This window comes from Bradyrhizobium sp. NAS80.1 (genome assembly GCF_001908205.1).
Taxonomy (GTDB): Bacteria; Pseudomonadota; Alphaproteobacteria; order Rhizobiales; family Xanthobacteraceae; genus Bradyrhizobium.
In genome coordinates, this window is record NZ_LGHL01000118.1 from 1 (window position 1) to 12,179 (window position 12,179).

A 12,179-nucleotide genomic window follows, 5' to 3' on the forward strand; every position below is an offset into this window, starting at 1 on the left:
CGCCAAGTCGCGGATCACCCGAAGCGGGTGGTCGACGCGAACCCGAGCCTCCAGGTCTACATAACTGAAAAGCGAGCCGGACCGTTCGTCACTCCCACGCATCGCGCCCCCTAGTTAAATCCTGATCCTAGAGAATCACGACACGAAACGCTTCGCTACCGACTTCTTCAACAGCCTGCTAGCTGCGGTAGTAGCGCCACATCCTCAGGAACGTGCGATGGATGATGTCCGGCGGCTGATCGAACGGCTCGACATTGATCCGTACCATGTTGGTGTGGCTCATCCGCCAGGGCAGGCGCATCAGCCAGCGCCAGGGAGGCTGCTTGCGCCAATCGGCCACCAGCGCGCTGGTGAGGGGCGCATTGAGCACGATCTGAAGCTCGTGCACCGTCATGGCGCGTTCGGCGATCTCGACGAGATCGATGCGCTCGATGGCTCGCCACCGGATCAGGCCGAAGGCCTGGATGAAGACGCCGTATTGGTTCGCGCCGATGGTGGGTCGGCCGGTCTCGAGCAGCGGAATGTTGTAGTAGGTGAAACCGGCCGCAAGCGCTGCGAGCGCAAGCCAGTAGAGCGCGCCGGTGACAAGGGCAGCGGTGCAGAAGACCGCAGCGAGGGCCGCCGTGACATAGACGGGGAAATAGGTGTCGTCGCGGCTATAGGCGACCGAGTAGCCACCGACGTGCCCATCGTCCAGGGTTGCGATCATGGACGGCAGGCTACGACCATCGGCCGTAAATAAAAACGGGGCCTCAAGGGCCCCGCCTAAGTCGCTAGCGTCCCGCGATCTTACTTGATCTTGGCTTCGCGGAATTCGACGTGCTTGCGCGCGACCGGATCGTACTTCTTCTTGACCAGCTTGTCGGTCATGGTGCGCGAATTCTTCTTGGCGACGTAATAGAAGCCGGTGTCAGCCGAGGACACGAGCTTGACCTTGATGGTGACCGCTTTGGCCATGTTCTGAACCTCAGAAATGAAGGGAATCTGGAGCCGGCCAAACGGCCCGCGTTGGCCGGCAACCTAGCCAGAAACCGCCTGATGTCAAGGTTTCGGAGCGTTTTCCAGCGAAGTGGGGACCGGTTCGCGTAAAGAAAACGCGTCAAAAACAAGAACCTAGAGCCCCGACGAAGGCTCTAGGCCTGGAAACCACTCAAATCGGGCCCATTACGCCTCGAAAAACCGGTTTTTCGGCCGCGGCAGGCCCAGATTCTCCCTCAAAGTGGCCCCTTCATACTCTTTCCGGAAAATCCCGCGCTTTTGCAGCTCCGGGACGACCTTGTCGACGAAGTCGTCGAGGCCGGCGGGCAGGAACGGGAACATGATGTTGAAGCCGTCGGAGCCGCGTCCGACCAGCCATTCCTCCATCTGATCGGCGATAGTCTTGGCCGTGCCGACGAAGGACAACCCGCCATAGCCGCCGACGCGCTGGGCGAGCTGGCGAACCGTCAGCTTGTCGCGCTTGGCGAGGTCGATCATGCGCTGCCGGCCGCTCTTGCTGGCGTTGGTCTCCGGAATCTCTGGCAGTTGACCATCAGGATCGAAGCCTGAGGCATCGGTGCCGAGGATCACCGAGAGCGAGGCGATGGCGCTGTCGTAATGCACGCGGCTGTCGAGCAGAGCGCGCTTCTCCTTGGCCTCGTCGACGCTGTCGCCGACCACGACGAAGGCGCCGGGAAGGATCTTGAGGTGCTCGGGATTGCGGCCGACCTTCTCCATGCGGCCCTTGATGTCGGCATAGAGCTTCTGTCCGTCGGCGAGGCTGCCACCGCCGGTGAACACGGCTTCCGCGGTCTCAGCGGCGAGCTGCTTGCCGTCTTCCGATGCGCCGGCCTGCACGATCACCGGCCAACCCTGCACGGGGCGAGCGATGTTGAGGGGGCCGCGTACCTTCAGATATTTGCCGTTGTGATCGAGCACATGCATCTTCGACGGCTCTAAGAACAGGCCTTCCTCGACGTCGCGCACGAAAGCGTCGTCCGCGAAGGAATCCCAGAGACCGGTGACCACGTCGTAGAATTCGCGGGCGCGCTTGTAGCGCTCGGCGTGCTCCATGTGATCGTCGAGGCCGAAATTCAGCGCAGCGTCCGGGTTCGATGTGGTGACGATGTTCCAGCCCGCGCGGCCGCCGCTGAGATGGTCGAGCGAGGCGAAGCGCCGCGCAACATGGTAGGGCTCATCGAAGGTGGTCGAGCCCGTTGCGATCAAACCAATCCGCTCGGTGACGGCGGAGAGCGCCGAGAGCAGTGTGAACGGCTCGAACGACGTCACCGTGTGGCTGCGCTTGAGCGCGTTGATCGGCATGTTCAGCACGGCGAGGTGATCGGCCATGAAGAAGGCGTCGAACTTGCCGGCCTCGAGCTTCCTGATCAGCGTCTTGATGTGACCGAAATTGAAATTGGCGTCCGGCCAGGCTCCCGGATAGCGCCAGGCGCCGGTGTGGATGCTGATCGGGCGCATGAACGCGCCAAGCTTGAGTTGCCGTTGTGCCATCGCCCGTATCCGTTCTGGGTGTCGTTGGGGGAAGACATAGGCATGCCGCGGAACTCCGCCATCGGGAGGCGCGGGAAGATTATTTTGTTTTTCGATGCGCTCTCAGCACGTTCGCGTCATTCCGGGGCGCCGCGTCAGCGGCGAACCCGGAATCCATTAGGCAGCGGGGATTGCGGGATCATGGATTCCGGGCTCGCGCTGCGCGCGCCCCGGAATGACAAGTCAGCTCAAGATATCCTTCTGCATCTTGCCACCGTAGAAGTGGAAGAACGGCACCGGCGCATCGTGGCGCAGCGGGCCGGTGGCAAGGCGCGTGTCGAGCTCGTTGAGCACGTTCCGCGTCATCGGATGCAGGTCCGCAAGCGGCTTCGAGCCGAGCTCGACCCAGACCAGTTCGACGAGCTCGGCATCGGCATGAATCACGCCCTCGACGCGATGGGTGATCGCGGAGGCGTCCGCCGTGAAGAAGCGCGTGTCGAAGCGCTTGACGCGGCCGGGCGGAGTGATCGCGCGTGCGATCAGGAACAGGCTTGAGGGATCGGGCAGGAGGCCCGCATCCGCGAACGGCTTCCAGGCGCCCTCGAGCCTGGCCACCTTGCCTTCGGCCTTGCGTCCGAGACAGAGGCCGGTCTCCTCGCAGGCCTCGCGGATCGCGGCAATGGCAAGCGACTTCGCGCGCGAAGCCGGGGTCTTCGGGCTACCCTTGGCGAGATTGGTTTCCAGCTCGGAGGTGATGGGAGCTGCGACCGGAACGCGATAGTCGTCCTTGTCGACGCGGCCGCCGGGGAAGACGAACTTTCCGGGCATGAACACGACCTTGTCGTGGCGCTTGCCGACCAGCACCTTTGGAGTAGTGCCGCTGCGATCGACCAGGATCAGGGTCGCCGCATCCCGGGGGCGGAAATAGGGATGGTGATCGGCTTCCTTCTCCTCGTGAACCCTGGCCTTCTCCGCTGTCTGCACCGTATCCGTCATGTCCTCACCCAAACTGTTCTTGCTTATTTTGCTTACACAGGCGGAATACCATCCGGAGGGTTCTCGTCAAACCCGTGCATGCGCAGAGCCCATTGCAATCCGACCACGGCTCCTTTCACCGGCTGCAACAGCGCCAGCGAGGCGAAGAAGGTGAAGGGCAGATAGGCCGCAAAGGTGAGCCAGACCGGTGTCGAATAGTTGGTCTCGATCCAGAGGATGGTCGGGACCACGATGTGACCGACGATGACGATCACGAGATAGGCGGGCAAATCGTCGGCGCGATGCGGCGTGAAGTCCAGGCCGCACTTCGAGCAATTGTCCGCCGTCTTCAGGAAGGTGCGGAACAGCTTGCCCTCGCCGCAGCGCGGGCAGCGCCCGCGAAAGCCGCGCTTCATCGCGCTCCAGAGATCGCGCTTCTCGACGAGGCCGGTCTCGCGCGTCCAGATTTTTGGGGTGGTGCTCATTGTGACCATGCCTTGCCCTTCTTGCCCTTCTTCGCCTTGCCGGACTTCTTCTGCTTCTCCGGCCTGCGCTTCTTCTGTTTCGGGCTGCGTCCGGGATTCGCCTTGGACGATTTGCGCAGTGGGCGGAATTGTCTGCGCTCCCGGGGTGCGGTCTCGCCGGCCGACGGCAGCAGCTCGAAGCGCAACGCGCCGGCTATCGGGGCTGCTTCTATCAGACGGACGTCGACCACGTCACCCAGCTGATGCATGGTGCCGCTGCGCGTGCCGACCAGCGCATGGCGGCTCTCGTCATAGTTGAAATATTCCGTGCCGAGGGATCGGATCGGGATCAAGCCGTCGGCTCCGGTCTCGCTCAACTTGACGAACAGGCCGGCGCGCGTGACGCCGGAGACACGGCCCTGGAAACTCGCGCCGATGCGGTCGGCGAGATGATGGGCGATCAGGCGGTCGACAGTCTCGCGCTCGGCCTTCATCGCGCGCCGCTCGGTCAGCGAAATATGCGCGGCGACCTCGCCAAGGCTCTCCGGCGTCTCGCTGTCGGGCAGCGCGCCTTCGCCAAGGCCAAGCGCGCGGACCAGCGCGCGATGCACGATGAGGTCGGCATAGCGACGGATCGGCGAGGTGAAATGCGCGTAGCGGCGCAGGTTCAGGCCGAAGTGCCCGTAGTTCTCCGAGGAGTATTCGGCCTGCGCCTGGGCGCGCAGCACCACCTCGCTCACGAGCGGGTAATAGTCATGGCCCTCGAGCTGGGCCAGCACGCGGTTGAACAGCGTCGGGCGCAGCGCGCCGGTTTTCGCGAAGGGGACGTCCAGCGTCTCCAGAAACTCCGAGAGCGCGTGGACCTTCTCCAGCGTCGGCTCGTCATGCACGCGGTAGATCAGCGGGAGCGATTTCTTCTCCAGCATTTCCGCTGCCGCGACATTAGCGAGGATCATGAACTCCTCGATCAGCTTGTGCGCATCGAGTCTGTCAGGCACGACGACGCGATCGACCGTGCCGTCGCTCTTCAAGAGGATCTTGCGCTCGGGCAGATCGAGATTGAGTGGATCGCGCTCGTCTCTCGCACGCTTGACGCACGCATAGGCGGCATAGAGCGGCTTGAGGATCGGATCGAGCAGGGGGCCGGTGGTGTCGTCCGGCCTTTCGTCGATCGCGGCCTGTGCCTGCGCGTAGTTCAGCTTGGCTGCCGAGCGCATCAGGATGCGGTGGAACGTGTGCGAGCGCTTGCGTCCATCAGGACCGATCACCATGCGGACCGCGAGCGCGCCGCGCGGCTCTCCCGGCACCAGCGAACAGAGATTGTTCGAGATGCGCTCGGGCAGCATCGGCACGACGCGGTCGGGGAAATAGACGGAGTTGCCGCGATCGAGCGCGTCGCGGTCGAGCGCGGTGCCCGGTCGCACGTAGAAGCTGACATCCGCAATGGCGACGTTGACGATGAAGCCGCCCTTGTTGTTCGGATCATCATCAGCCTGCGCATGGACCGCGTCGTCGTGATCTTTGGCGTCGGGCGGATCGATGGTGACGAGCGGGACGTCGCGCCAATCCTCGCGCCCCTTCAGGTTGGCCGGCTCTGCCGCCTCCGCCTCGCGCTCCGCCGCGGGCGAGAATTGCAGTGGGATCTCGTGGGCGTAGATCGCGATCAGGCTGATCGCCTTCTCCGACTTGACCGAGCCGAGCTTCTCCTTGACCCGGCCCGAGGCGAGGCCAAAGCCGCGCGAGCGGACGATGTCGACGCTGACGAGATCGCCGTCCTGCGCGCCTGATGTGTCGGTCCTGGCGATGTTGAGCTCGCGGTCGGCGAACTTCTTGTCGACGGGGACAAGGCGGCCGCCGCCCTCGGGAAGGCTGCGGAAGACGCCGAGGATGCGGCTCTTCGCCTTGTCGATGATCTTGATGACTCTTCCGCGATAGGCCGGGCCTTCGGTCTCGTCGGTGCGCTCGATGCGCAGCAGCGCACGGTCGCCGACGCCGGCGGCGGTGCCAGGCTTGGCCCGGCGCGGCATCTCAATGAGGATCTTCGGCGGCTCACCGCTCTCGACCTCGTCCCATTCGGCGGGGGAGGCGATCAATTCGCCATCGCTGTCGCGGCCGGTGATGTCGGCGAGCAGCGTGGGCGGCAGGCTCTCCGGCTCCGAAACCTTGTGACGTTTTTTCTTGATGATTCCGTCGTCGGCGAGCTCGCGCAGGATGCGCTTGAGCTCGACGCGATCGGCGTTCTTCAGGCCGAACTCGCGCGCAATTTCGCGGGTTCCGGCCTTTCCATGATTTGCCTTGATGAAGGCGACGATGGCATTCCGGTCGGGAAAGCCACGGTCATTCTTGCGTTTCACTTAACCTCTAATTCTTGCCGGCACTCTTCTTGGCCGGAGCCTTGGTGGCGGGCGCCTTGGTGGGCGACGTCTTGGCCGTCGACGCCACGCCTGCGCGCGCCTTGCTGGTTGATTCAGTTTTCGATTTGGCCGCGGCTTTCTTCGCGGCCGGTTTCTTGACCTTCGGCGCGGCGTCATCGCCATCGGCAGCCTTCTTGGCCTTGGTCGGCTTCTTGGCCGGCTTGGCTGCCTTCTTCGCCTTGGTCTTGCCGCCACCCTTGGCCGCGCGCTCGTCGATCAGTGCGATCGCCTGCGGCAGCGTGACGGTGTCCTTCTCGAACTCGGCAGGGATGGTTGCGTTGACGCCGCCAGCGGTGACATAGGCGCCGTAGCGGCCGCTCTTCACGGTGACGGTGCCGAGCGTCGGGTGGTCGCCGAGCGCCTTGCCGGGATCGGCGCCGAAGCGCCGGCTCGGGCCCTTGGCAACCTTCTCTGCGATCAGCGTCACCGCGCGATTGAGGCCGATGTCGAAGACCTCGTCGCCCGCTTCCAGGCTCGCATAGGTCTTCTCGTGCTTCACGAACGGCCCGAAGCGGCCGAGGCCCGCCGTGATCGGCTGACCGGTTTCCGGATGCTTGCCGATCTCGCGCGGCAGCGACAACAGTTTCAACGCGAGCTCGAGATCGACATCGCCGGGCGAGGTGCCCTTCGGAATGCCTGCGCGCTTCGGCTTCTCGCCTTCCGCATAATCCTTGGGCTCGCCGAGCTGGATATAGGGCCCGAAGCGGCCGGCCTTGACCCAGACCTCGAAGCCTGTGTCGGGATCCTGGCCGAGCGAACGGTCGGCGCTGGCTTCACCATCGGCGGCGAGCTGACGGGTATAGCGGCACTCAGGATAGTTCGAGCAGCCGACGAAGGCCCCGAACTTGCCGGCCTTCAGGTTGAGGCGGCCGCTGCCGCAGCTCGGGCACTGCCTGACGTCGCCGCCATCGGCGCGGGGCGGATAGATGTGCGGCCCCAGCATCTCGTCGAGCACGTCGAGCACCTGCGCCACACGCAGATCCTTGATGTCGTCGACGGCGCCGATGAAGTCGCGCCAGAAATCCTTCAGCACCTGCTGCCAGGAGATCTCGTTGTTGGAGATGCGGTCGAGCTGCTCTTCCAGACCCGCGGTGAAGTCGTATTCGACGTAGCGGCTGAAGAAGCTTTCGAGGAACGCGATCACGACGCGGCCCTTGTCCTCGCCATGCAGGCGCTTCTTCTCGAGCTTGACGTAGCCGCGGTCCTTCAGGACCTGGAGGATCGAGGCATAGGTCGAGGGCCGGCCGATGCCGAGCTCTTCCATGCGCTTGACGAGCGATGCTTCCGAGAAACGCGGCGGCGGCTCGGTGAAGTGCTGGGTGACGGCGAGCGATTGCCGCTTCAGGGCTTCGCCCGCGCTCATGCCGGGCAGGCGGCGTGAATCCTCGTCCTCCTCGTCGTCGCGACCTTCCTGGTAGAGGGCGAGGAAGCCGTCGAACTTGACGACCTGACCGGTCGCGCGCAGCTCCAACGTGCGGCCGCCGGCTTTCGCGGTGATGTCGACGGTGGTGCGCTCGAGCTCGGCGGCTTCCATCTGGCTCGCGATGGTGCGCTTCCAGATCAGCTCGTAGAGCCTCGCCTGATCGGCATCGAGCTTGCGGCTCATGCTGTCGGGGCGGCGGGACATGTCGGTCGGGCGGATCGCCTCGTGGGCTTCCTGTGCGTTCTTGGCCTTGGCCTGGTACTGGCGCGGGGCGCCCGGCACGTAGGCGTTGCCGTAGTCCTCGCCGATCACCTTGCGTGCCTGGGTGATCGCCTCGGGGGCGATCTGGACGCCGTCGGTACGCATATAAGTAATGAGTCCGGTGGTCTCGCCGCCGATGTCGATGCCTTCATAAAGGCGCTGCGCGATCCGCATCGTGTGCGCCGGCGCGAAACCGTATTTGCGGCTGGCTTCCTGCTGCAGCGTCGAGGTGGTGAAGGGCGCCTGCGGATTGCGCCGGGCCGGCTTCGCATCGACCGCGGTCACGGCGTAGGCGGCAGCTTCCAGCGCCTTCTTGAAGTCCTCGGCTTCCGCGCCGTTGCCGATGTCGAGCCGCTGGATCTTCTTGCCGTCGGCGCCGACGAGACGCGCCTCGAAGGCGTCGCCACGCGGCGTCAGCAGGGTCGCGATCAGCGACCAGTATTCACGCGGTACGAACTTCTCGATCTCGAGCTCGCGGTCGCAGACGAGGCGCAGCGCCACCGACTGCACACGGCCGGCCGAGCGGGCGCCCGGCAGCTTGCGCCACAGCACGGGAGAGAGTGTGAATCCGACCAGGTAATCCAGTGCGCGGCGCGCCATATAGGCGTCGACCAGCGCGCCGTCGATCTGGCGCGGATTCTTCATCGCGTCCGAGACAGCCTGCTTGGTGATGGCATTGAACACCACGCGCTCGATTTTCTGGTCCTTCAGCGCGCGCTTCTCTTTAAGTACCTCCAGCACGTGCCAGGAGATGGCCTCGCCCTCGCGATCAGGGTCGGTGGCGAGAATCAAGCGGTCAGCGCCCTTCAGGGACTTGGCAATGTCGTTGAGCCGGCCGGCCGCCTTGGGGTCGACCTCCCAGATCATCTTGAAATTTGCGTCTGGATCGACGGAACCGTTCTTCGCGGGCAAGTCGCGGACATGGCCGAACGAGGCCAGAACCTCGTAGGACGAGCCCAAATACTTGTTGATCGTCTTGGCTTTCGCCGGCGACTCCACAATGACGATATTCATGTAGTTCCAGTAACTTACGGGAAAATCTTGGGCCGATTTCGAAGGGATTCGGGTCGGCCGTTTCGACCCGAACATGGGTGGTGAGGCCGTCGCTGTCAAATCGAGGGGTGTTGAAAGCCCTCCCGACGGGCAAAGTTTCATATCGAAAAAGTTGTAAAATACCACCTTGGAGTTGCGATCGCTGTCGGCGTAAAGTTTCCGCGGGGCATGGCTTCGGATGGGGTCGGGTGACAAAGCCGGGAAGGAAGCGCGCACGCGCCGCGTCAGGCGTGCAAGCACGTTTGCGCAGTGAGGAACCAGGGGAGGGCGGCGCGGATGAGGCTGTAGCCTTCATAGCCGAGCAGGTGGCGGCATTGCGCAAGCTCGCCGAGCGCCACAAGCTCGATGTGCTGCATCATCTCCTGGGCATGACGAAGTTGGAGGCCGACGAGCACCTGAGGCTGCGGAGCAAGCGCAAGCTGTCGTGAGGGGCGCGGGGACGGGGATGCAGTTGCGCGCAGAAGCGCCAGTCCCGTGCCCCGGACGCAGCGCAGCGCTTCTTCAGCGGTGCGCTGCAGAGCCGGGGCCCATGCTGCAGTTGTTGCCCTGGCCTCCTGGGTCCCGACTCTGCGCAGCAACGCTCGCGCGTTGCAGCGCGTCCGGGACACGAGAGCGGCGAATGCCGTTGCCACACTCCGTCATTGCGTTGCGGCGGCACCCGGTACTATCCGGCCGATCGGCGCCGTGCCGGCCGCGGCTTCAACGTGGTCTCCGCGGGGGTGAGCAGGCGACCGTCCTCCGCGCGGAGCTCGAGCTTCTTTACGGGACGGCCCTTGTCGCGATCGACCAGGATGGTCGCGATCTCCTCGGGCCGGTCGTCGAACTCCTCGCTCCATTGCCGGAGTGCCACCAGGACCGGGAAGACGCCGCGGCCCTTCGGTGTCAGCACATATTCTTGATAGGCGCTGCCGTCGGAGGCAGGGGCCGTCGTCAGAATGCCGTGGTCCACCATCGCGCGCAGTCGCACGGACAGAATGTTCTTCGCCATGCCCAGATTGCTCTGAAATTCGCCGAAGCGGCGTACGCCGAACAGCGCCTCGCGGATGATCAGGAGCGACCACCAGTCGCCGATCGCCTCCAGCGACCGTGCGATCGGGCAGGCATCCCCCTCAAAGCTCGTTCGTTTCACCATCGTCTTTGGTCCCACAGCGTCCGCCAGGTTTCGGCGTCGATCACGCACTTGTGTGGTTGCATCATAAAACCATGCGCCCTAGATGGCAACTTAGTTTTATGATGCAACCACTGGAGGCGAGCGTGAGACTGAAGAACAAAACGGCCCTGATCACCGGCGGCAACAGCGGCATTGGGCTGGCGACGGCGAAACTGTTCGTGGCCGAGGGTGCCAGGGTGATCATCACCGGGCGCAACAAGGAGACGCTGGAGGCCGCAGCGAAGGAACTTGGACCGAACGCGTTGGCGGTCGCTGCCGATGCGACCGACGTCGCCGCGACGGAAGCTGCGATCAAGAAGGGGGCTGAAAAGTTCGGCAAGCTCGACATCGTATTCGCCAATGCCGGCATTCCCGGCAGCACGCCGCTCGGTTCAGCGACGCTGGATGTCTTCGAGAAGGTCATCAGCACCAACCTGACCGGCGTGTTCTTCACCGTTCAGTCGGCGCTACCTTATCTCAACGACAACGCCTCGATCATTCTCAACGGCTCGGTGATCTCGGTGCTTGGCATTCCCGGCTACTCGGCCTACGGCGCCGCAAAGGCCGGCGTACGGGCGATGGCGCGGATCATGGCATCGGAGCTGTCGCCGCGCGGCATCCGCGTGAACGTGGTCGCGCCCGGTGCGATCCGCACGCCGATCTGGGGCGCCGCGATCGCAACCCCCGAGGCCGAGAAGGTATTCGAGAAGCGGATTGCGCTGTCGACGCCGCTCGGACGTATTGGTGAACCGGATCACATCTCGAAGACGGTGCTGTTCCTCGCGTCAGATGATTCTGCGCACATTCAGGGCCAGGAGATATTCGTCGATGGCGGCGCAGTTGCGTCTCCGAGCGGCGCGCCGATCTATCGAGGCTGATCAAGTGAAGTGAGAATTGGACCGGACATCGCAGCGGCAAGCGGTTGCGCTGTCCGGTTCCTACGTCTTGCGAGCTGTATTTTCTGAACGTTGCGTGACGTGTTGAACCTTCGCGCGAGGTGCAAAGACATTTCTACAGGCAGGGGGCCAAAAGACTCATTTTAATGGAGTCAATTATGCCGAAAGCAGCCCGCATTTTTTCGCAGATTTCAGCACCGCGTATTTACACCGAACGTTCCAGCATTCCCGCCAAGCGCTCTGATACGTCCGAGTTGATCGGGGTGGCTCTTTTCTCCGGAATCGGCCTGTTCATCTCGCTGGTGGCCGTCATCCTGGGCGTTCAGGGCGCCTGGTTTTAGCTCCGCCGATCTGTCAGCCGCCGCCGGAATCCGGCAGCGGCTGTTGTCCGCGTGAGCTCTACGCTGCACGCAAGCTGGTGGCGGCCTGAAGTGCGCCCGCCAGCGCTTTCTCGCGATGCTCAGGGCCAACCTGGATGCCGTCAGCGATGATGAATTCAGGACTCGTGATGCCGATGAAAGCGAACACCCCGCGCAAATAAGTTTCGAGGTGCTCCATGGACGCGGCCGGCGTGCCCGCGCCGTAATAGCCGCCGCGCGAGATCGCAACGATCACCCGCTTGTTGCCGGCAAGACCCTGCGGTCCGTTCGCGTCGTATTTGAACGTCTTCCCCGCCACGAGGATGCGGTCGATCCAGGCCTTGAGCTGGCTCGGGATGGTGAAGTTGTACATGGGCGCTCCGATCACGACGACGTCGGCATCGAGGAACTCGTTCAGCACGGCCGCGCTTGCCGTAAGGTCGGGTCCGAGTTCCGCCGGCGCGGGTGCGCCCTGGGCCGCCGCGAGGTGCGAGCCGGAGAGGTGAGCGAGCGGGGGTCTGTGTCAGGTCGCGATAGACAATGTCGAGCGACGGCGTCGCCTGCCGCAGCCGGTCGACGATTGCGGCGGAAACCTGCCGGCTGACGGAGTGGGGGCCGAGCACGCTGGAGTCGATATGGAGGAGTTTCATTGGGGTCACCCATGGTATAGATTTGTAATCCGCACTACATGAGTGACTGCCAAATTCCCCGCAAG

The 12,179-nt window shown here is 63.9% G+C and carries 11 protein-coding genes and 1 pseudogene; 3 read left to right on the top strand and 9 right to left on the bottom strand.

All coding sequences use genetic code 11. The features are described 5' to 3' along the window. Positions 1–178: 178 nt before the first annotated feature. The 7 genes from AC629_RS25330 to topA all read right to left on the bottom strand — a co-directional run bounded on the left by AC629_RS25330 (position 179) and on the right by topA (position 9,020). Positions 179–709: a hypothetical protein gene (locus AC629_RS25330; RefSeq protein WP_084807657.1), complete on the bottom strand. Its 531-nt coding sequence runs from the start codon at positions 707–709 to the stop codon at positions 179–181. An 80-nt stretch (positions 710–789) separates the two neighbouring features. Beyond that, entirely contained in the window at positions 790–957 is a 168-nt protein-coding gene (rpmG, locus tag AC629_RS25335) for a 50S ribosomal protein L33 (protein ID WP_007603295.1), read from the bottom strand. A 207-nt stretch (positions 958–1,164) separates the two neighbouring features. Further along, a complete protein-coding gene (locus AC629_RS25340) occupies positions 1,165–2,490 on the bottom strand; it encodes an LLM class flavin-dependent oxidoreductase (protein ID WP_084807658.1) in 1,326 nt (441 codons plus the stop codon). 222 nt (positions 2,491–2,712) lie between these two features. Then, positions 2,713–3,465, bottom strand: a complete 753-nt coding sequence (locus tag AC629_RS25345; RefSeq protein ID WP_084807659.1) for an NUDIX hydrolase — start codon at positions 3,463–3,465, stop codon at positions 2,713–2,715. Between the two features lie 32 nt (positions 3,466–3,497). Next, complete coding sequence (locus AC629_RS25350) at positions 3,498–3,938, bottom strand: DUF983 domain-containing protein (protein ID WP_084807660.1); 441 nt, start codon at positions 3,936–3,938, stop codon at positions 3,498–3,500. Beyond that, positions 3,926–6,262 (bottom strand): ribonuclease R, encoded by a 2,337-nt coding sequence (rnr, locus tag AC629_RS25355; RefSeq protein ID WP_084807661.1) that lies wholly within the window; start codon positions 6,260–6,262, stop codon positions 3,926–3,928. Before rnr ends, AC629_RS25350 begins: the two co-directional genes overlap by 13 nt. A 7-nt stretch (positions 6,263–6,269) precedes the next feature. After that, complete coding sequence (gene topA, locus AC629_RS25360; RefSeq protein WP_084807662.1) at positions 6,270–9,020, bottom strand: type I DNA topoisomerase; 2,751 nt, start codon at positions 9,018–9,020, stop codon at positions 6,270–6,272. Between the two features lie 269 nt (positions 9,021–9,289). Here topA and AC629_RS25365 point away from each other — a divergent pair, with 269 nt between their 5' ends. Further along, entirely contained in the window at positions 9,290–9,487 is a 198-nt protein-coding gene (locus tag AC629_RS25365) for a hypothetical protein (RefSeq protein ID WP_245331995.1), read from the top strand. Positions 9,488–9,723: 236 nt separating this feature from the next. Here the strand turns inward: AC629_RS25365 and AC629_RS25370 are convergent, their stop codons facing one another. Beyond that, positions 9,724–10,191, bottom strand: a complete 468-nt coding sequence (locus AC629_RS25370) for a winged helix-turn-helix transcriptional regulator (protein ID WP_084807686.1) — start codon at positions 10,189–10,191, stop codon at positions 9,724–9,726. Between the two features lie 122 nt (positions 10,192–10,313). On the opposite strand from AC629_RS25370, the gene AC629_RS25375 reads away from it, so the two are divergent. Both AC629_RS25375 and AC629_RS25380 read left to right on the top strand, forming a co-directional pair. Then, the gene (locus AC629_RS25375) at positions 10,314–11,087 is read left to right on the top strand and encodes a glucose 1-dehydrogenase (RefSeq protein ID WP_084807685.1); all 774 of its coding nucleotides are present in this window, start codon (positions 10,314–10,316) and stop codon (positions 11,085–11,087) included. Between the two features lie 176 nt (positions 11,088–11,263). Continuing rightward, positions 11,264–11,446 (top strand): hypothetical protein, encoded by a 183-nt coding sequence (locus AC629_RS25380; protein ID WP_084807687.1) that lies wholly within the window; start codon positions 11,264–11,266, stop codon positions 11,444–11,446. 58 nt (positions 11,447–11,504) lie between these two features. On the opposite strand, the pseudogene AC629_RS25385 reads toward AC629_RS25380, so the two are convergent. Continuing rightward, positions 11,505–12,114, bottom strand: a pseudogene (locus AC629_RS25385) (FMN-dependent NADH-azoreductase). Between the last annotated feature and the right edge of the window lie 65 nt (positions 12,115–12,179).

What these genes read in the sequence shown, in the direction of transcription:
- AC629_RS25380 (WP_084807687.1), top strand. Translation starts at nt 11,264, where the DNA reads ATGCCGAAAGCAGCCCGCATTTTTTCGCAGATTTCAGCACCGCGTATT.
- AC629_RS25350 (WP_084807660.1), bottom strand. Translation starts at nt 3,938, where the DNA reads ATGGTCACAATGAGCACCACCCCAAAAATCTGGACGCGCGAGACCGGC.
- topA (WP_084807662.1), bottom strand. Translation starts at nt 9,020, where the DNA reads ATGAATATCGTCATTGTGGAGTCGCCGGCGAAAGCCAAGACGATCAAC.
- AC629_RS25330 (WP_084807657.1), bottom strand. Translation starts at nt 709, where the DNA reads ATGATCGCAACCCTGGACGATGGGCACGTCGGTGGCTACTCGGTCGCC.
- AC629_RS25345 (WP_084807659.1), bottom strand. Translation starts at nt 3,465, where the DNA reads ATGACGGATACGGTGCAGACAGCGGAGAAGGCCAGGGTTCACGAGGAG.
- rpmG (WP_007603295.1), bottom strand. Translation starts at nt 957, where the DNA reads ATGGCCAAAGCGGTCACCATCAAGGTCAAGCTCGTGTCCTCGGCTGAC.
- AC629_RS25340 (WP_084807658.1), bottom strand. Translation starts at nt 2,490, where the DNA reads ATGGCACAACGGCAACTCAAGCTTGGCGCGTTCATGCGCCCGATCAGC.
- AC629_RS25370 (WP_084807686.1), bottom strand. Translation starts at nt 10,191, where the DNA reads ATGGTGAAACGAACGAGCTTTGAGGGGGATGCCTGCCCGATCGCACGG.